13 protein-coding genes and 4 pseudogenes are annotated in these 20,230 nt (G+C 56.9%); 4 read left to right on the top strand and 13 right to left on the bottom strand.

Going from position 1 to position 20,230, the window contains the following annotated elements; all coding sequences use genetic code 11:
- Positions 1–70 precede the first annotated feature (70 nt).
- Entirely contained in the window at positions 71–1,045 is a 975-nt protein-coding gene (locus tag CK228_RS25540) for an amino acid ABC transporter permease (protein WP_063170377.1), read from the bottom strand.
- A gap of 60 nt (positions 1,046–1,105) precedes the next feature.
- Positions 1,106–1,948: a transporter substrate-binding domain-containing protein gene (locus CK228_RS25535; RefSeq protein WP_063169318.1), complete on the bottom strand. Its 843-nt coding sequence runs from the start codon at positions 1,946–1,948 to the stop codon at positions 1,106–1,108.
- A 458-nt stretch (positions 1,949–2,406) separates the two neighbouring features.
- Here CK228_RS25535 and CK228_RS25530 point away from each other — a divergent pair.
- Both CK228_RS25530 and CK228_RS25525 read left to right on the top strand, forming a co-directional pair.
- Positions 2,407–2,784 (top strand): annotated as a pseudogene (locus CK228_RS25530) (alanine dehydrogenase); the annotation flags it as partial.
- Between the two features lie 354 nt (positions 2,785–3,138).
- Positions 3,139–4,356 (top strand): serine hydrolase, encoded by a 1,218-nt coding sequence (locus tag CK228_RS25525; protein ID WP_063169320.1) that lies wholly within the window; start codon positions 3,139–3,141, stop codon positions 4,354–4,356.
- A gap of 505 nt (positions 4,357–4,861) precedes the next feature.
- Here the strand turns inward: CK228_RS25525 and CK228_RS25520 are convergent.
- Together CK228_RS25520 and CK228_RS25515 are read right to left on the bottom strand one after the other, a co-directional pair.
- Positions 4,862–5,248 (bottom strand): annotated as a pseudogene (locus tag CK228_RS25520) (transposase); the annotation flags it as partial.
- A gap of 269 nt (positions 5,249–5,517) precedes the next feature.
- Positions 5,518–7,173 (bottom strand): MFS transporter, encoded by a 1,656-nt coding sequence (locus CK228_RS25515; protein ID WP_063169321.1) that lies wholly within the window; start codon positions 7,171–7,173, stop codon positions 5,518–5,520.
- 581 nt (positions 7,174–7,754) lie between these two features.
- Between CK228_RS25515 and CK228_RS35975 the strand changes: the two are divergent.
- A pseudogene (locus tag CK228_RS35975) lies at positions 7,755–7,921 on the top strand (IS21 family transposase); the annotation flags it as partial.
- Positions 7,922–8,321: 400 nt separating this feature from the next.
- Here CK228_RS35975 and CK228_RS36380 read toward each other — a convergent pair.
- The 9 genes and pseudogenes from CK228_RS36380 to CK228_RS25465 form a co-directional block, all read right to left on the bottom strand.
- Positions 8,322–8,528: an SDR family oxidoreductase gene (locus CK228_RS36380; protein ID WP_199489648.1), complete on the bottom strand. Its 207-nt coding sequence runs from the start codon at positions 8,526–8,528 to the stop codon at positions 8,322–8,324.
- A pseudogene (locus CK228_RS36375) lies at positions 8,516–8,797 on the bottom strand (SDR family NAD(P)-dependent oxidoreductase); the annotation flags it as partial. The gene CK228_RS36380 and the pseudogene CK228_RS36375, both read right to left, overlap by 13 nt.
- A gap of 27 nt (positions 8,798–8,824) precedes the next feature.
- Positions 8,825–9,022: an SDR family oxidoreductase gene (locus CK228_RS36370; RefSeq protein WP_063169323.1), complete on the bottom strand. Its 198-nt coding sequence runs from the start codon at positions 9,020–9,022 to the stop codon at positions 8,825–8,827.
- A 739-nt stretch (positions 9,023–9,761) separates the two neighbouring features.
- Positions 9,762–10,655 (bottom strand): polysaccharide deacetylase, encoded by an 894-nt coding sequence (locus CK228_RS25490; protein WP_224570030.1) that lies wholly within the window; start codon positions 10,653–10,655, stop codon positions 9,762–9,764.
- A 145-nt stretch (positions 10,656–10,800) separates the two neighbouring features.
- Positions 10,801–12,204: an aspartate aminotransferase family protein gene (locus CK228_RS25485; protein ID WP_063169325.1), complete on the bottom strand. Its 1,404-nt coding sequence runs from the start codon at positions 12,202–12,204 to the stop codon at positions 10,801–10,803.
- A gap of 13 nt (positions 12,205–12,217) precedes the next feature.
- Complete coding sequence (locus CK228_RS25480; protein WP_063169326.1) at positions 12,218–13,696, bottom strand: NAD-dependent succinate-semialdehyde dehydrogenase; 1,479 nt, start codon at positions 13,694–13,696, stop codon at positions 12,218–12,220.
- Between the two features lie 973 nt (positions 13,697–14,669).
- The gene (locus CK228_RS25475; RefSeq protein WP_063169327.1) at positions 14,670–15,848 is read right to left on the bottom strand and encodes a Xaa-Pro peptidase family protein; all 1,179 of its coding nucleotides are present in this window, start codon (positions 15,846–15,848) and stop codon (positions 14,670–14,672) included.
- Between the two features lie 401 nt (positions 15,849–16,249).
- The gene (locus CK228_RS25470; RefSeq protein ID WP_063169328.1) at positions 16,250–17,398 is read right to left on the bottom strand and encodes a M20 family metallopeptidase; all 1,149 of its coding nucleotides are present in this window, start codon (positions 17,396–17,398) and stop codon (positions 16,250–16,252) included.
- 36 nt (positions 17,399–17,434) lie between these two features.
- Complete coding sequence (locus tag CK228_RS25465; protein WP_063169329.1) at positions 17,435–18,613, bottom strand: aminotransferase class V-fold PLP-dependent enzyme; 1,179 nt, start codon at positions 18,611–18,613, stop codon at positions 17,435–17,437.
- Between the two features lie 844 nt (positions 18,614–19,457).
- Between CK228_RS25465 and CK228_RS25460 the strand changes: the two genes are divergently transcribed.
- A complete protein-coding gene (locus CK228_RS25460) occupies positions 19,458–19,925 on the top strand; it encodes an Lrp/AsnC family transcriptional regulator (RefSeq protein WP_063169330.1) in 468 nt (155 codons plus the stop codon).
- The last annotated feature ends 305 nt before the right edge of the window (positions 19,926–20,230 follow it).

Below are 20,230 nucleotides of genomic sequence, written 5' to 3'. Positions count from 1 at the left end.
ATCTGTAAGTGCCTTGAAAATGGCCGAACCAACTTAGACGTCTTTTTTAGCTTGACCAATGAATTCACGATCATCGCTTCTTACTTCTGGCAAAATGGTCCTCGATCCGGGATTGGACCAGTTCCAGGCAGGCGGATAAAATCCAATAAATCATTGCCGCTGTTACTAGCATCTCCATAGTATGGAAGGTTGGCTGGCCGAGTGAGTGAGCTAGATACGTCAGCTCCCAAACGCCAAGAACCGAAACGAGAGAGCTGTCTTTGAGCATTGAGATGAACGTGTTTCCCATCGGGGGAATGATAACCGGAAGCGCTTGCGGCAGAATGATTCTGCGCATTGTGAGCGCAAAGCCGAAACCTAATGACCGGGATGCCTCCCACTGGCCGCGATCGATGCTGGCTATGCCCGAACGGAAGATCTCCGTCATGTAGGCACCACTGCATAGCGAAAGCGCCAACACGCCTGCAGGCACGGCATTAATAACGTAACCTACCTGGGGCAAGCCCATGTAGATCAGATAAACCTGCATGAGAAGCGGCAGACCCCGGAAGCATGAAGTGTAGAAGCTGACTATCGCGTAAGCCATGCCGTTGCTTGACAGTTTCGCAATCGCGCCGATTATTGCGATAGCCGACGCAAATAGCAGTGACATCGCTGATACGTAAACTGTAGTAACTACCCCCTGCGTAATTAGAAATGGCAGGTTTGCCCAAATAAATGGCATGCTTAAGTCAAATGCCGCGAAGAGCGAAAGGAACAGTAGCACCAACTCAAACCATACGATCCCGATTTGGATTTTGAGCGGGACAAAACCAATCAGCACGAGGTTGAGGCAGAACATTGCGGCAATTACAAAAGCGATCGCAATGCGACTGTAAAACTTCACTTGTGCGTGATCGCCAATCACGGGCCGTAGGAGTTCGCCCATCGTGGTGCCCGCTACGTTGAAGATAAGAAAAACCGCGAGCACAATTGCAAATATGCAGCCGATAAACCATGGCTTGTGGACGAGCACCTCAGATTCAACTGTATCGTGGTAAAGCATAAGCATTTTCTTCCTAAGAAGAGGCGCCCCCGGGAAGGGGACGCCCACGATTGTGTCATGTTATTTATCGACGCTGAAATCCCCCCCGAACCACTTGACCGAGAGTTTAGCAAGAGTGCCGTCATCCTTCATCTTCTTGACCGCGGCAGCGACCTTGTCGATAAACTCCTTATCGCCACGCTCGATTGTGACAGCGCCCGGGGCGTAGAATAAGGGATCGCCAATAACCTTCAATGGATAGCCAGATTTGATTGCCGCAGCCGCCGTCGTTCCTTCAGTAATGACGCCATCGAGACGAACACCATCGCCGAGGCGCAGGTCGTCAAGCGTAAGAGAGTTAGCACTTGGATAAGCCTTCACTTGGCCCGCTGTAAATTGATATTGTATTGGCTTAGCGCCGATCCATGCCGGTGTGAGCTTGTGATTGGCATACAAATCGCCAAGAGTTCCCGCTCGGACGCCGACGATCTTGCCCTCCAGGTCGGAAGGCTTCGTCGCTTTGCTATCCTTGTGAACGACAGCGACTTCGCCTTCGTAGAAGTACATGGCCGGGAAGGCGAATTTTTTGGCGCGATCGTTGGTCGGCGTCATTTGACCCATGGCCATGTCCCAACGCCCCCCCCACTGGCCTGCCTGAATGATATCCCAGCCCGGGGTCACGAATTTGATCTTCACGCCCAAGTAGTCCGCAATGCCCTTCGCGACCTCTACATCATCACCGTCGAGTTCATGTTGGTCGTTCAAGTGAGACAAGGCTCCCCAGTCGGACCCGACCGCTACCGTCAATGTCTGTGCCGCGAGCACACGATCAAGGACTTCGCCGGCGCAAGCCTTGGCTGACAAAGACATCGACGCAACCGCCATGGAGACTGCAACTACGACCGTCGTTACATGATTGTTCATCTATAGTTCCCTTTTTTCTCGTTCTTATTTTCTTGAAAGCTACCTTCGTCGCCACCGAGAGGAGTGTCTTAGCGGTGCGCCATTGCTCCCTGCTGATTGGACCCATCCCGGTCCGTCATTTAACGAACGACACCTTATCGCTCTGCATTGTTGGCATTCAGCGAAATCGAGTTCGATGATGCAGGTTTCCTGCGAACTACCCTTGGCTTTCGCCGGATCGCTCTGGCGATTTCACAAAGCACGGATACCCTGGCCTCAGAGAGGTCGGCGAACTCGCCAACTCGCTGGACTCCGAAGGCTGCAGATTGCATCGCCACAAGACGTCTTGTTTGGAAGGATCTAAACTGGACTGGCGCGTTGAATTACACCTTGCAGGGCTGACTCTGGTCACGTGGGAACTGCGGTCCAAGCCCCTCTCTCTCCCTAATCTCGACCTCCCTAATCTCGACCTCCCTAATCTCGACGACCTCTTCGCCGGCCGTGTGCGCACCCGCTACTCAACCGTCGGGGCGCTCGAGGAAGAATGCTTCTCTGCCGACATCGTGGTCGGGGCCGTGCTGATCGCCGGTGCTGCCGCGCCAAAGCTCGTCACCCGCGAAATGATGTCCGGCATGAAGAAGGGCTCGGAGCTGGTCGACGTCGCTATTGACCAGGGCGGTTGCTTCGAGACGTCGCATGCGACGACTCAAGCCGAGCCCACCTACGAAGGCGACGGCGTTATCCACTATCGCGTCGCCAACATGCAGAGTCGCCCATGCCATTTCGCGATTTCTTGCCTTGCGAGTTCGCACGTATCCCTCTGGGTCAACATCGTTGATAGACCAGAGAATTTTTGACTCATCGTAGCTCGGACAGCGGAGACGCGTTACAATTGTCAACCCGTTCGGACCCGGTTTAATCGAGATGTACTCGGCATACTGCGCATGATGGCTCATGCCTCTTGTAGCTGGAAGCGTTCGGCAAGTTAGGTCCTACTTGCCACGCGAGAGCGGGGCCGCAAGTATGCGCCGGCCGCAATACAACGCTGATTTGCTGCGTTGTCGAGGACATTTCGCATAGAATGCGCGCCTGCCGCTGCTATGATCATAACATGTTGTGATTTAGTCCAGTCCGAACTCCCGAGGTTGGGTCGCAACTCTCGATAGCCAGCTGGCGCCGGGGGCGCCTAGGCATGAAATTGGATCCCATGTATGACAGAATTCAAACAACGGCAAACCGTCGGTAACGCGTCGGAGAGCGTACTCGAATTCGACGGACAGCAATACCTGGACGGCCGTGCATCGGATCCTCGCGAATTTGGCTGGATGCGCGGTGCGCCGCCGCCGCCAGACAAGCGTGTAACATTCGAGAATGAAACTGTTTGGACCTTTCCTCAGCTTCGCTGGTCGCTATCGCATATGCGTGAGCTGCGGCCCACAGTCCAAGTGTGGCGAGGGCGGGGCGGACCGTCGCAGCTTGAGTGCAGCAACAGGTCTACCGAAATCGATGGGCTCACGTTCGTCGACATGGACGACCGCACCAACCGGTTCGAGGAGGCGCTATTCGACACCTACACCGACGGCATTTTGGTCCTGCATCGGGGGCGGATCATATACGAACGATACTTCGGCGCACTCGCGCCGCACGTACAACATTCGTGTCAGTCAATCACCAAATCGTATGCGGGCACCCTAGCCGCGGCGTTGGTGCATGAGGGCATTCTCGACGACAGGAAGACAATATCGCAGTTTGTGCCGGAATTACGAGGTACAGGGTGGGAAGATGCAACGCTCCGCCAAGTCATGGACATGCAAACTAACGTTGCTTTTACTGAAGATTACACAAGTGTAGACAAGTCATATAGATGCGAATACCTGCGTACCATACGAAAGGAAGGGGCGCACGGCAAATTTGTCTACAAAGGCGTCGATACCAATGTTATGGCTTGGGTTATGTCGCGCGCAACGGGCCGGTCGTTCGCACAACTGTTGGAGGAGCGCTTATGGTTGCCACTGGGCTGCGAAGAAGACGCCTATGTCGAGATCGACCCGACAAACGGTATGCCGAGGGCGCATAGCGGACTCAATGTGACGTTGCGCGACTTGGCGCGTTTCGGCGAGCTGATGCGATGTGAAGGCTCGTGTAATGGCAAGCAACTGGTTCCCGCGAGTGTTGTCTACGACCTTCAAGATCTCGACCACCCCGCCAAGCCGGACCTCCCATTCGGCTATACATACCGAAGCCAATGGTGGGTATCACACGACGAGCTTGATGCTATTGAAGGTCGGGGCCTTTACGGCCAGAACCTGTACATAGCGCCAAAGGCGGAGATGGTGATTGCGCGCTTCGGGTCGCACCCCGCTTGCGACCACATTGATCGGATTAGAAGGCCGCAGATGCAGGCATTGGGGAGGATGCTCCGCGCGTAACTTGATGCACTAGACGGTCACCGCGCTTGTTTAGGAATTTCCTGCAAATTCGCGGTTGAAGAACTGGGGCGCCTACGCCGAATTCCTGCGTTCGGCTAGGGGGCAATTGGCGCAAAAGGCCTGTAGACGCTGCTACGCTTATGAAGTAAATACCAGAAGCCTCGCTTCCCATATGCATAATGCAGACCGATCTGGCTCGCTTTTGCTGAGGAAACAATGATCACCGAACATTGCATATTGATTGGGGCCGTCGCGACTTTGTATTGCGAGAATGGAACCGGTGGACCTATTGTATTCTTGCATGGTGCCGCTTTCGGGCTTATCCGTCAGCTTGACCTGAAACAAAACCCAACCCAAACATCAACGAGACCCAGGATCAGACCGAAAAATGGCCGCCTTCAAATCGGAATGCTGGCCGGAATGAAATCGGAATGACTGGCCGGCTTCAAATCGGAATCGGTGGCCGGCTTCATCGGAATACGCAGGCAATGGTATCGGCATCAGTGGCAGCGCTCTTGCGCTGCTTCTGGACGGTGAGATCGGCGGTTACCTGGGAAAGCCGGGCGACCAGCGCCTTGAGCCGCTGCTGGGCCGCGCTCGGCGGCAGCGTCGGCTGCAGCCGTTTGACCTCGCTATAGCGGGCGATGACGGCGGCGTCGATCCTGTCGGTCTTCTCCAGGAAGCCCATCGCCTCGGCGAATCAGCGTACGCTCCTCGCATTGGCCATGCCGCAGGCTACTCCCAACTCCCACGACAGCAGGAAGGGAAGCCGTTCGTAGCCGCCACTGGCCTCCATGACGACGAGCTCGACACCATTGACCTAACACCAGGCAGCAAGCTCGGCTATGCCTGCCGCATCGTTGCGAAAGCGGCCCGCCGCTCCGCTCGGCACGACATGGGTATCGAGCCAGTCTTTCGAAACATCCACTCCACAGATAGTCTTGTTCACGGTAACCTGCCTTGTGCGTGCGATTGGAGCCAAGCGACTATTCGGTCGTACGTGACGAAGGCGAAGATCCCAGGCTCACCCACGGTTGTGGCCGGAGGGGTGTCGGGCGACTTCGCCTTGCTTCGAACCGGATGGCCATCCGGTTCGAGGCTCAGTCGCTTCCATCGCACAAAGTCCTCTGCGTGCAGATACAAGGGGTTAACCTCGAAGAGTCAGTGTCGGAGAAAATAACGTGCTGATTCATCGGACTTTAGGGCCGAGCTTGTTGGTCGCTCGATAAAAAGCATGATTTTAGGCGGAAGCTGTCCTGCATGCAATTTCAGCACTTGTTTACCCAATTCCTTGTCTGCTTCCGTGAGACGATGGTTCAGGCGAAGGTAGTCGGTCCAGGTCGGCGTGCGGAATGTCTCTATCCATTGCATAGGCTCCTGAAGGTTGCGCTGGAGAGTCCAATGACGAGCGCCGACGCGACTGTGCACATGCCGGCGCGCCCGCATGAGTTCCAGGAATGCTTCGCGATTTTCCTCGGGCACTAGGTACTCGACTTTGACCACGATGGGACCGCTTCTTGGCTTGAGATTGAGGGCGACTGCCGGTGCGTCGAAGTCCTCCAAAGCATCTGGATCGGATTCGCGGCGCTCGCGAAGGGGAAACAGGAGGCCCGTGGCGGCGACCAGCAGAAGGGCTCCAGCGGAGCCCTCCAGTGCCAAGGTCAGTGAATGGTTCTGGGCCACCGTGCCCCACACCCAACTGCCCGCTGCGATGCCGCCATCGATCAATGCATAGTAAATCGAGATGGTGCGCCCCACGACCCAGCGCGGGCTTGCCAGTTGCACGGTCACGCCGACCCCGGACCAGGCGGTGACCCAGCCCGCGCCACCCATGGCGAGTGCAATTGCCGCCACTGCAATCGAAGAAGTCAGCGCAAGCGAAAGGGAGCATGCCGCGCAGGCGACGCATGCGAGCGTCATCAGCCGCTCTTGTGACAAGCTCCGTCTGAACACGCTGTTCGAGATGCCGGCGAAGACGGCGCCTGTCCCGAATCCGGCCATGAGCGTGCCATAGGCGAGCGGTCCGCCTCCCAGCTGGTCGCGGACAACCAGCGGCAGCAGCGCGAGAATGGCGATGCTCGCCAGACCAAAGAGGGTTCCGCGAGTGATCGCCGTCTTAATCTCCGACGACATCGCCGTGAAGCGTAGCCCGTCATAGATCGCCGTCCTCATCGACTCACGTGGGAGAGGTGATGAGCGAACCATCCACTTGCAGCGCCATATGGTTACCAAAGGGACCAGATAGGTAAGACTGGTTACGGCGAAAGCCGTCATCAGCCCAAAAGAGGCAACTACTATGCCACCGAGCGCCGGGCCTACGGTCCGAACAGTGTTGAAGCCAACGGAGAGGAGCGTGACGGCGGCGGGAACGTCGCGTCGGTTCACCATATCGCCAACCGAGGCCTGCCAGGCTGGATCGTGGAGAGCGCCGCCGCATGCGATCAAGAAGCTGAAGCCGAGGATCATCCACGGATCGACAAAGCCCAGCACCACAAAAGCCGTCAGCATCGCAGATGCCAATACCATAAGGCACCGGCCGGCGAACATGACCCGGCGCCGGCTGAAATTATCAGCCAAGGCCCCGGCGAAGACGGATAAGATGAACGCTGGCAGGTTTGAAGAAGCCTGAACCAGCGCGACCATCAGATCGGAAGTCGAAATCGTAGCCATCAGCCAGCTGATGGCAACAGTCTGCATCAACCAGCCGAGCGAGCTGACCTGCGTGGCGAACCAGATTGAACGAAAGCTCGGATTTCTGAGGGGCGCAAATGCTCCTGGCGAATTTGGATCGGCGACTTGGTCCGCAAGACTGCTCATCAATCTAACTCTTGCCTATGAGCCAGTTTTACATTGCTCCGACAGCCAGCAGCCGCCCAACCCGTTGAAGGTCCGAATCGGCCAATGTGCGCAAATAGTTACAACGCCCGGCAGGAGATTGAACTCGCTGCCGGGCCGATGCGCCTTGGGAGGAGGCGTAGTTGGAACCTTTGTGAAGACTTGGAACCAGCCGCATCAGGCCAGCCTACACTTACAATATGAGGATCAGACCACTCCAGGATTTTAGTGCATTGAATGGGTACTCTTCCAGCAATCCTCGCCAACAAATGCAGGAGATCGGCGTCGAGCTCCTAAATCTGCATAATATCGGTGATTCGCGGGCGAGCAGTGCAGTGGGCACATTCTCCAAGCTAAACGCTGAACGGGCTTTTTGCTTCTCAAATCGCCATAACAGGGAGAGATGGGCAAATACTACTTCAATATGCTCCCAAGGACGCTGAGTTGACTGCAGCCTCAGCAGAGCTCTCCGCGTGCCTTTTTGCGGCTCCCCGCGGTGCTCGCGCCCGCCGCGCCTGCAAAGGCTTTCCTCAACAGTCGTTCAGTTCGAGCAGCCTTTGCCAACTCTGACTCAAAAGCTGCCCGACTGGATTGACGGCCTCAGCTTCTTCGGCGGGTCACTGAGGCGATCCGTCTGCTACAACCTGGTGTGGCCAAGGCGCTGTGGTTCGCGCCGACGCTGAACGCGACCGTTGCGACAATGACCGAGCAGTACGACACTGCCATATTGATCGCTGGGAAGCGCGCGAAGGGTAAATTCAACTTGCCCACCACCGCGATCAAATGTGCGCCGGGTAATGGCGCCGCTAACAGGATCGACCACCGGAACCGGTTACCGGCAGAGTCGGTCTGCATCCGGGAATTGCAGGGCCATCCTGTGTATAGGCTTAAATTGCGCTATTCTTCTCTACTGTGACAGGCGGGAGCCGCCGTCGACGGGGATCACTGCGCCCGAGACGTAGAACGCGTCGTCCGAAGCAGGAAGGCGATCACCGCCGCCTGCTCCTCCGGCGAGGAGACGCGCTCGAGCGGATTGGCGCGACCATCAGGCGTTGGTAGCTGCGTACGTGCAGCGCTCGAGTCATGTCGGTGGGGACCACGCCGGGCGCCACCGCATTCACGGTTATACCCTACAGGCCCTGCTCGCCGGCCTGCTGGAGCGTGAGATACGCGATCCCGGCCTTGGCCACCGAATAGCCTACCGTTCCGGGATAGCCCGTAAGCCCGAGGATCGAGCTGACATTAATGATCCGCCCGCCCGGCTGGCGCATCCGCGGCCGCAACTCGCGGGTCAGGCTGATGACTGCACGCAAGTTGATATCGATCAGCGGGAACAAAAGGCATCGTCAGTATCGGCGAGCGACTTCGAACCGCCAATGCCGGCATTGTTCACGAGGACGTCGAGCGTCTCGATCCTTGCGGCATCCAAGGCGGCCAGAACCCGCCCTGCGGCGTCGGGCATGGCCAGATCGCAGACGAGCGCCGTCTGGCCAAGGCCCGCAGCTGTGTCGTGCACTTTATCCAGAACATCCACTAGCAACACCCACGCCTCTTCCGAGCCAAGCCACGCCGCTGTTGCGGCACCGATCCCGCGCGCCGCGCCGGTGACGACGACAGTGTTTCTGACCGGAGCTTAGGCAAGGCTGCCTCCGTCGACCGTAAGCGCGGCGCCGATGGTGAAGCCCGCCGCATCGTCCAGCAGATAGCCGACAGCTGTCGCCACCTCGGACGGCAACCCCATTCGGCCCATCGGATGCGCAGCGATGATCTTCGTCCGGCGCTCGACCTGTGCCGCTTCTCCCCGGGCGAAGGCGACGCCGGCCTCGGCCAACGGCTGGCGATGGTTCCGGGGCAGACACAGTTTGCGCGGATATTTCTGCCGCGTGGTTCAGCGCCAGCGTGCGAGTCATCATCACAACCGCCGCCTTGGTCACCGAATAGATCGGCACGTCCTTCGAGGCCTGCAGACCAGCAGTCGAGCTGAAGAGCACCACCGATCCGCGGCCAAGCTCGCGCATCTGCGGGATGCAGCTTGCAGATTCGCCAAATGGCCCCGACGTTGAAGCTGAACATGGCTTCGTACCCTTCACGTCTATCAGCCGCTTCATCGCACCGTAATGCCAGCGGCCGCGACCAAGCCCTCAACCGGCCGGCCAAAGCTCTCGCGGGCGAGGTCGACCAGCCCTTCCAGCATCGCCGGATCGGTCACGTCGCAGACAACTCAACGGGCACCAGGACAGGCGGCCAGAGTTTGGTCCAGAGCCTCTTGCGACAGGTCAGCCAACACCAAATCCGCTCCACCCGCCGCCAGCAGTTTGGCACTGGCCGGGCCAAGCGCGCCACCCGCCGGTAATCAGCACCGTTTTTCCGGCAAAGGTCGTGTCAATCAAGATTGTAGTCCTCCTCCAAGATAAGAACTCCCACTGTACCCGCTCTGAAAGCGAATACCGGACAGCGGATGATCCGCGTCATTCCAAATCCATTGGTGACCGCCGCAACGGTCGAGGCGCAGGACGGCTTGCGCCGCCCCAAGAACACCGCACTCTACCGGCGTTCCTGTCTGAGAGTTTTCAGAGACATGAGGACGCACGCTCGGCGACCTGATGATGTGTGGCGAACCAAACGTCACCCTTTGCTTTGGCGCGTCGAATTAATTCTTCTACGATCCAGATCCGTGAGCGATATCCAATGACGTGTGGATGCAGAGTCAGCTGAAATAAATCGGCATCTTGATAGGCCCCTTCGAACTCCCGAATAAATACAGAAAGCACGTCGTCGACTGATAAATCTGGCCGTGAAGACCCATCGGGACTCATCCAAAGATAAGTGGCATCGTCTCGAATCCATTCGACCGGTATTTCAATCACTCCCGTGGGTTCCTCGTCTTCCAGCAGCTCATAGCAACTATCATCGGCCATAAGGGATGAGTCGTATGTCAATCCGGTTTCACGTATGATCCGTAGAGTTGCGTCGGAAAAATCCCAGGAAGGCGTTCGAATTCCCGTCGGGCGTTTGGAAGTGATTTTTTCAAGAGTGTCGGCACTCCTCATCATTAAAGAGCGCTCGCTCTCTGCGCTCAGTTCCGAGTTTAGCTCGTGTATCCAGCCGTGCATGCCAATTTCATGGCCTTCATCGACAACTGCGCGTTGCTCGTCTGGATACAACTGAGCGATCACAGCGGGAACGAAAAAACTCGCCGGAACGTCGTACTTTCTCAAGAGTTCCAAAGCCCGAGGCATCCCTCGTCGGCTCCCGTACTGACCCCAGGATAATCTGCTTAGCGATCGCCCTCCCCTGCGCAATTCGTTCGACTCATGATCGACGTCGAACGAGATGGCGAAGGCACAGCGTTTACCGCCGGGCCACATTGGTCTTAGTGCCTTGCCCGCTCTGACTTTGTTGATGCGCCGCCGCCAATGGCTTTCAGGCCATTCCCAGGGATTGAGTGCGGTCGAATTGGCCACCAGTTCCTCCTGAGCAGTGTCTGCATTGAATTCCGCCGAAAACTCAATGAGCGGAACGCGGCACCAGCTCAGCTGGCAGCCCCGCAAGCCGATCAGGCCGTCGCTTGAGTTTGCGCCTTGATTACGACAAGATGGCCCAACTCATTCAGATTTTCTCACTCTCGCGAACAAGCTCATCCATAACCGAGCGCACGGCGCTTTCTGCGATTGCAACAATCTCCTCCGCCTCAGCTTTGGTTGTAACCAGCGGCGGAGCAAAGCCCAAAATGTCCCCGTGCGGCATGGCCCGAGCGATAAGACCACGGTCACGGGCGGCCTTCGAGATTCGCGCACCTACCTTGAGCGCCGGATCGAAACGCTTCCGATTGTCGCGATCGGCAACGAACTCGATTGCGCCCATAAGACCGACGCCCCGCACTTCGCCGACGATCGGCAACTGCGCGAACCTCTCCTGCAACTGCGCCTGGAAAAACGCGCCGACGTCACGCGCATTGCCGGGGAGGTCTTCTTTCTCGACAATATCGAGGACCGCGTTGGCCGCGGCGGCGCCGATCGGATGACCAGAGTAGGTGTAGCCGTGCGAGAATGCCCCGACCTTGTCGGCTCCATCCTCCAGGACTTTATACACCTTCTCACCGACGATTGCCGCTGAAAGCGGGAAGTAGGCCGACGTCAAACCTTTAGCGATCGTGATGAGGTCTGGCTCGATGCCATAGTGCTGTGAGCCGAACATGGAACCGGTGCGGCCGAACCCTGTGATCACTTCATCGGCAATCAGCAGCACATCATGTTTTTTGAGGACCGTCTGTACCGCTTCCCAATAGCCTTCCGGCGGAGGCGTGATACCACCTGTGCCGAGGACGGGCTCGCCAATGAAGGCGCCGACGTTGTCCGGGCCGAGCCGCTCGATCAACTGATCAAGCTCGGCGGCGCGGCGAGCGGAGAATTCGCGCTCGGTTTCGCCCGGGGTTGCGCCCCAGTAATGATGTGGAACACCCGTGTGAACAATCTGCGGAAGTGGCAGGTCCATGTGGTCGTGATAAAAGCTCATGCCCGTCATCGAGCCCGACACGACGCTGCAGCCGTGATAGCCGCGTTCACGGGAGATGATCTTCTTTTTGGTCGGCTTGCCACGCAGGTTGTTGTAGTACCAAACAAGCTTGGCCTGGGTCTCGTTCGCATCCGAGCCGGACATGCCATAGAACACCTTGCTCATCTTGCCCGGCGCCATCTTCACAAGGCGATCGGAGAGGATCGCAAGCTCGTCGGTCGTGTGCGCCGCATAGGAGTGGTAATACGCCAAGCGATAGGCCTGACGCGAGATCGCATCGGCGACTTCCGTGCGGCCATACCCGACATTGACGCAGTATAGGCCGGCAAAGCCATCGATAAATTGGTTGCCATGCGCGTCCTGGATGCGGATCCCCTTCCCTGTCACCACGATCGTTGGGTCGCCGAGCTTGCCAGTGGCGAAATCTTTAAGCTGAGTGAAAGGATGCAAGACCGAGTTGCGGTCCTTTTCGGTGATCTCTTTGATGTTGATGGTCATTGAATGCTTCCTTTCAGGCCGCGATGTTGCCGATGCAGAGGTATTTGGGTTCGAGATATTCGATAAGACCGTGCCTTGAGCCCTCGCGACCAAGGCCGGATTGTTTCCAGCCGCCGAACGGAATGCCCGGCCCCGTAAATTTTGGAGTATTCACGGCAACCATGCCATATTCGAGCCGGTCGGAGAGCCGCATGGCTCGGTTGAGATCTTGGGTATAGACGTAGGCCGCAAGTCCCATCTCGGAATTGTTGGCTCGCGCGACCACCTCCCGTTCGTCGTCGAAGGGCAGGATTGCAGCGACAGGTCCAAACGTTTCGTCCTTCGCAATCACCATGTCATCGGTCACATTAGCAAGCACGGCCGGCGTGACGAAGTTCCCGCCAAGCGAATTGTGCTGTGCGCCTGCTACCATTCGAGCCCCGGCTGCTAGAGCCTCAGAAACCTGGTGCCTGCATTTGTCAGCACCAGACGTCTTTGTCATCGGACCGATGTCGACACCTGGCTCCAATCCGTGCCCGACCTTTAGTTTACTGGTGGCCTCGGCAAATTTTTCCGTAAAATGCTCGTAAATCTCTCGCTGCACATAAATCCGGTTTGCCGCGAGACAGTCCTGACCGGATGTCGCGAACTTGGCTGCCATGCAACCGGCGACCGCAGCGTTGATCGGCGCATCGCCGAAAAGGATGAAAGGAGCATTGCCGCCAAGTTCGAGCGAGACTTTCTTCACTGTCTTCGCGGATTGCTCGAGAAGGATTCTGCCGACCTCGGTGGAGCCCGTAAAAGAGAACGCACGCACGTGGGTATGCAACAACAGCCGTTTGGCAAGTGGCGGAGCTTCGCCCGTGATCACCTGAAACACGCCGGGCGGAATGCCAGCATCCCCGGCAAGGCGGGCAAGCGCGAGGGCCGACAGTGGCGTTTCGGGTGCCGGCTTTACAATCATTGTGCAGCCAGCGGCCAGTGCAGCTCCAGCCTTTCTGGTGATCATTGCCGCTGGGAAGTTCCATGGCGTAATGGCGACAGTCACCCCGATCGGCTGCAAATGCACGGCCAGCCTGCTTGCGGGGAGATGGCTGGGAATCGTTTCGCCGTAAGCCCGCTCCCCTTCCCCTGCAAACCAATCTAAAAAGCCGGCAGCGTATGAAACTTCGCCGCGGGCTTCAGCAATCGGTTTTCCTTGCTCGGCCGTTATGATGACAGCCAGGTCTTCGGCGCTCTCCCGCATGCCTGCCGCCCATTTCCGCAGATATGCACCACGCTGTAACGGAAGCATGTCGCGCCACTTGAGGAACGCTGCTCTTGCGCAATGGACCGCGTCGTCAACGTCGGCGTCTGCGCAAGCCGCAACTTGAGCGATCTCGTCACCGCTGGCAGGATCAAACACGGCAAGAGTATCTGATTTGGAGAGCCAGGCGCCGTTCAGATACGCATCACCACGCAAAAGGTCTGGCCGTTTGAGCCTGCGTAATGCCGTGATTGACGTACCCCTCATCTAAGACTCCAATGGTATGCTGATGCCTTTAGGTTATTGCTGCCACAGCGCCGATCGGCAGCGCAGTTGATGCCCCTTTAGCTGCATTCCTGCAAACAGCAGCCAATTCGCGTAGAATTGGACACGGCTCACAACTTCACTTGCCAGGAGGCTTAGCGACCGCGAGCGAAGGTCGCGCTGGTCGCCGGCGGCGCGGAAAGTAGTTGGTTCCAGCGCCGATCTCCCGATCCCGAGTTCCCGATCTGGCCTCGTGGCATTAAGTTCTCGACCGACACCGATCAGGCGCACTGACGCAGGCGCAACCGCCTCGAATCTTAGACGGAACTCGCCGCAAGGCTACTTTCGTCCGGCACTGTGCAGGGTGACCGCGACCGCTTCAGACACGATGGCATCGCGGACGACTTCATTCGGAAGGAGGTCTTGGGGTCCCGAAATTGAGGTCCCCGCGATAACCCAGACATTCACTTGGTGAAGTGGTGAAGTCGCACGAAACAGCAGAAAAGGATGAAGCGAGCCCCGGGCAAAAGGCGAGCTTCGCTGCCGAGCCATCTATCGGGAACAACGTGTGCTGATGTCGCGACGTGTTGCACGGACGGGGCGGACCATACTCGCGTTCCCACCGGCGCGCAGGGTTGGCAAGAGCCCGCTTCAGGCGCGCGTAAACTCGTCCTCAATGCTCCTCAAAAGCTAAGTCCTCTTGCGTCATCCGCGCATTTGTAGAATGGGGCAACGTTCACGCCGCGCTCGCGTCACAGGTGGCTCATTTCGGCCTACGGATCTTAATCTCCGCTGATGCAGAGAACTCATGTGCTAGGCGAGATTCTCCTGTCCCAGAGGTTGGGCATGCCGCACCTCTCAGACAGCGCCGTCCTTAAGCTAGATCCGTTCATCCGCTCGCCGCAGAAACAAATTTCAACCGGCTTCGAACGGACCCAGTGAGATCGCAAAACGATTTGGGTCACATCCAAATCACCTAGTCCACGACGATCAAGCGGCGATCAACATCTGCCAATCGCTCACCGCCCCTTTCGGTTACAATAAATGATTCAGAGATGGCGGCGCCGAACCCTTCGAGCCTAACCCCCGACTGAAAATGGAAGCACATTCCTGGTTGTAGGATGGTCTTGTCGCCCGCGCGAATACTAACCGTGCGTTCGCCCCATTCCGGCGGGAAGTTGAGTCCGATTGAATAGCCGGAGCGGCCTATCTTGATATACCCGTTCCGCTTGAGGATATCTTGCCACACCGCATTAAGCTCCTCAACGACGGTACCAGGCTTTGCCATCTCGAGCACAGCATCCCCGCCTTCCACTATAACCTCAGCAAGACGCGAGACCTCTGCGGGTGGCTTTCCGATGTGGACGGTGCGGCACAGCGGCGCACAGTAGCGGCGTCGGGTGGCGCCGAACTCCATGAGAACCAGGCCAGAGGTCGGCAAGGGCTCCTCGGTCCAACTGAGGTGCGGAGCGTTCGTTTGTTCGCTAGTCTGGATAAGAGGAGGACCGCTAGAGTCGCCATATTTACCGTCCACCCCTCGTGTCTGGGCCCGGTACACCTCCGCGACGACCTCATGTTGCGGCACTCCAGGCCTTAGGTTAGCGATTGCCGTCTGCATCGTATGCGTTGCAAGGTGGCCCGCTTCTCTCATGTAGACTAGTTCAAGGTCAGATTTTATAAGCCGTGCCCAATTGACTAATTCGCGGCTATCAGAGAATTTTGCATTCGGAAGGCCTTTGACGAGATGTTGATGTGCTCGGGCAGTATAGAAGTGGGCGTTAAGCTCGACACCGATTCGATCAGATCCCCAGCCGCGCGAATTGATAAGCTCGCAAAGATCGTCAAATGGATGTAATTCTGGATGTTGAAGTCTATGATCGGAAAATGAGCTTATATTTTCTCTAGGCAGATCCGTCGTTATATAAGCGGAATTTACATCGACGAAACGTCCGAACCAGAGGGGCATGTCCGACTGGAGATGCACTAAGACCACCTGAGGCACGTAGAACGAATAGCCGTCAAAGCCGGTAAGCCAATACATATTCGCGGGATCCTGGCAGATCAGCAAGTCCAGCCCCGCTCGCTCCATCCGCTGCTTCACGTCATGAACACGACGCCGAAACTCCTCGGGCGGAAATGGCTTCTCATATTTCATCTCGTCGAGTCCTTCAAAACAGGCATTCCTCGAACGGATCAGGCATTCGTCCTGTCCGCATACTTTCTCTTCGTATCACGTCACAAGAGGCTGTTTTCCCCGAGGATTTCTTCTTGTCGCGGAAAATCTGCATTTCCTAGGCACTTGCCGTACGTTATCCGCATATGAGCGCCAAATTTTCGGTGGCTCTGCGTCTCCGGTGGAAGATCATGCCCTCCCTATGGTGAAGACGCACTCTGCCTGTCGCAACAGAATTTCAAGCACGGGCGGCAAGATCTACGTGGGAAGCGCCGACGAGACCAGCGAAGATCGGGACGTTGCGGCCGCCACGCTCATGCAGCATCCGGGGCGTCCGCGGCCCAATGGACGGGGTTTGAGCACCCCCATCAGGCCGGCCACTCCTAATATGTGAGCATGATTCTCTGGTACAAATCAGCAGCCTTGGTCAGTTGATCGATTTCAACGAACTCGTTGTTCGTATGGGCTTGGGCAGTACGCCCGGGTCCGATAATCACACACGGGATCCCAGCCAATGACAGCTGATTTGCATCCGAGCCGCCGGTGGCTCCCTTCTGCTCTCCGGTCCCCGCGACGTGGGCACAAGCCGCTCCTGCGACTGCTGCAATTTTGCTCGACCCGGAACTGATTGGAGGCGGGTCTTCCAATGCGGGAAGCAATGACCGAACATTGATCTTGTCTTCGCCCTGGCGAAGGCCTTCCAGTATGCTTTCTACCTCCGCCAACGCGTCCTGCGGCCGCTCCCCGGGTATGAGACGCCGATCGACCCAGATACGGCATACCGGCGGTACAGTGGTAAGTTCCAAACCTCCTTCGATGAGGCTCACGGTCAGCTGTGATGACCCTACCAATGGGTGCTGCGCCCGAGACACAAGGGATCGATGGTGCTCATCAAGTGCCAATACCACCTTGGCCATGCCCGTGATCGCGTTCACTCCGAGATGAGGCTTCGACGTATGAGCCGGTACACCCTGAACCTCGATTTGCCAGCGGACAGAACCCATGTGAGCTACAACGAGCTCTAATTCGGTGGGTTCACCGACTACCGCACCCTCATAAGCGACACCGGAATCGGCTATAGCGCGGGCGCCAAGTTTGCGGTACTCTTCGTCAATGCTGGCTGCCACAACAACCGTGGCCCGGGGCTGCCGTTCACCAAGTGAGCTAAGCGCAATCAACATAGCTGCAAGTGAGCCTTTTGTGTCGCAGCTACCTCGCCCATATATTCGCCCGTCCCGTTGCTCACCCGAGAATGGATCTGATTCCCACCTATCGATAGGAACGGTATCCATATGAGCAATGAATAGAATACGCCTATCGGGTTCTTTCCCAGGTACCCAGGTCAGGAAATTCGAGCGACCATCGGCCACCTCCTGTATCCCGTAAGCCAGCTTCCGCTCCTTGCAAAAACCCTCGAGGAACTTGGCTACACCTTGCTCTCCACTACCTTTTGGCGACAGCGATGGATTGATGCTCTCGATCTTTATAAGATCTTGGAGAAGTCCGATAGTCTCGGCGCTCTGGGTCGACATGTACTCTCCTGTGTGCATGAACTAGCCGTGTCGCTCTTACTTCGACCAGCTCTTGGCCAGATTGATTACGCGATCGACTTCATCGGCGGTGTTGTAAAGATGCAGGGAAAACCGGAGCATGCCTCTGCGTATTGAGACGATTACCCCGTTCTTCGTGAAATGCTCGTGAAGCGACCGAATGCGGGCGTCGACTGGGCGCCCTTCAACAAGATCGCTGGAATCGCCAACGGCTACGATACTTCCAGTGTGAGCGCCTGGTGGCCCGCCGCAGACCGGAAGCCCGATATCTAAGAGACCAGTGGCCATACGTTTTGCGAGTGAGGTAACGCTCTGGTCGATCGCCTCGGTTCCGATATCAAGTAGCTGGCCCATTGATGCATATGCAGCCAACATGCCAGGGAAGTTGTAATGCCCGATATCAAAGCGGGGCGCGCCAGAGCGCAACTTTACAAAACTAGGTACCGGAGCTGATTCTGGCGCGTTTCCGAAATCTACGCTGAAGCGCGCAAGATAGGCCGGGCTCAGCCGATCGGCCCATTCTTTACGGCAATATAAAAAACCCGATCCATAAAGACCCATCAAACCCTTCACAGTGGACACTGCTACACCGTCTACGCCAAGTCGATTGACGTCGGTGTGGAGTATCCCAACAGATTGCGTCGCGTCCGCCAAAAGAAATGCACCGTAGTGCCTACAGGCTTCGGATATCTGCTCCATGACGGTCCGAAACCCCGGAACCATCGTCACCGTCGCCAAGGCAACAACGCGGGTATGAGAATCAATCGCCTTTACGAATGCATCAGGGGGAATTGAGCCGTTATCCGGCTCTACGACTCGCAACTCGACATTGTAGCGGTCTCTGATCTGAATCCATGGCAAGATATTATTTGCGTGTTCCAATTTTGGGCATAGAACGACGTTGTCTCCATCTCTCCAATCGATCGCATTAGCGATGATGTTGATGCCTTCCGATGCATTCTTGGTAATTGCAATTTCATCGTGATCTGAATTGATAAATTGTGCGAACCTAGCGCGAGTACGCTCGACGTGTTCGAGCATTCTTTCTTCGTCGTTTAGGCCATGCAGCCGATTGTTCAAATGAGGCTCGATTGAAGCCAATGTTGTGCTTGATATGAGGCCCTGGTTCGCGACATCCATGTAGATGGCGTTTGCTGTGGCTGGAAACTCCTTTCGGAGGATGTCCAAGGGAAGCATATGGCTTTCTCTCCTGGGAGTGCGGACGGCGGTTGAGCTACCTTGTTCAGGCGATCGTTCCGGCAAGGGTAAGAATGCCGCCAGACTGGTCTGCGCTGACCTGCCCATTTTACACGGTGCTCGTGCCGACTTTGGTCTAACATTCGGTCTCCCACGCCGCATTCCTGCGCCAAACCGCGATTCACGCAGAGATCGCGAGCCATTCTCGCGGATCACTGAAGCGTCTCGACGGAATGCAGCTGCAACAACTGCCTCACGAGAGATCAATTTGGGTAATTCTCAGACCGCGGATAGGGCTTCTTACCAGTGCTTGGAGCGACGTTAGCCTGACTGAGCCGACGACCTTCTCCTCCAGCCCCACACCCATGCGGATCATAGTTCACTCGCGGCCGACGCGCGAGGGCCGTAAGGCATCCGAAAGCCGGGGCCGGTTCATAGCCTGACTCTCATGGTCTCCGATTTATGCTGCAACGCCGACACCCTTGGTGATGTCGCTCCCTAACACGCTTGCCTCGAACTGATGCGAGCGTGCTGCAACTCATGTTTTCTGCGCCTGAGCAACGAGATCGGTAGGATCTTTTCGACCGGGGATCGCCCCCACCCGATCGAATCTGCCGTTCTTGCGCTGGCCCGCAACTGCTCACCAGCAACGCCCATCGATTCAGCGGCACCCCTCAGATAGTTATACTATGCCGGTATTGTGCGCAGATGGCGAAAGAAACGCCGATTTTCTGCGACTTGGACCGACTTTAGCGCCGAGAGGGCGTTTGGCACTTGCTACATTTTGGACGTACGGACTGGCGGCCTTGGCATTGGCCGATATCATCATGAGCAGAGATTGTGAATGGATCTGGATCGAATTGACCGGAAGATTCTCAACGTCGTGCAGCGCAACAATCGCCTTACGACAGAGGAATTGGGCGAACTTGCCGGACTATCGGCTACCGCTTGTCAGCGGAGATTAAAGCGACTTCGAGACGCTGGCGTCATCGAAGCGGACGTTGCCATAGTTTCACCGGAAGCCGTCGGTCGGCCCCTGCTCCTGCTGGTATCCATCACTCTCGAGCGCGATCGCGCCGATATCATCGATCGTTTCAAGCAGGCAATTCGGCGGACGCCTGAGATCATGAACGCTTACTACGTTACGGGTGAAGCGGATTTTATTATTACGGTCTCTGCTCAGGACATGGCCGAGTACGAGGCGTTTACCCGTCGTTTTTTTTACGAACATCTTGAAGTAAAGGGGTTCAAGACAATCGTTGTAATGGATCGGATCAAGGCGTCGTTTGCTCTGCCAATTGCTGAAGAGTAGCCTTCAAAAGAGCCCGCCCAGGCAACCACCACGCGCCTTCCGCGGGTCGCAGTTGTCCCGCACTTCTGAATGTCGGCTGTCCTATTTTGAATGGTCCCGCATATATACCAGGGCACCTCCTCTCAGCCTGCAGGTGTTATGCGCCAATGACCAAAAAACGATGATATTCTGCGGGACCAAGGCGCCCTTCGCGCAACCAAGCTCTTTGGCACTTGCTACATTCTGGGCGGAGCGGAATTCAGGATTGTCGGTCCCCGGCTAATTGGAGCGGCTTCAGTCGGCGGAATAGCTGGGGTGCCTACGTC

The organism is Mesorhizobium sp. WSM4312 (genome assembly GCF_002294875.1).
GTDB lineage: Bacteria > Pseudomonadota > Alphaproteobacteria > Rhizobiales > Rhizobiaceae > Mesorhizobium.
The sequence above is the reverse complement of the archived record's forward strand: the minus strand, read 5'-3'. Positions and strand labels throughout refer to the sequence as shown.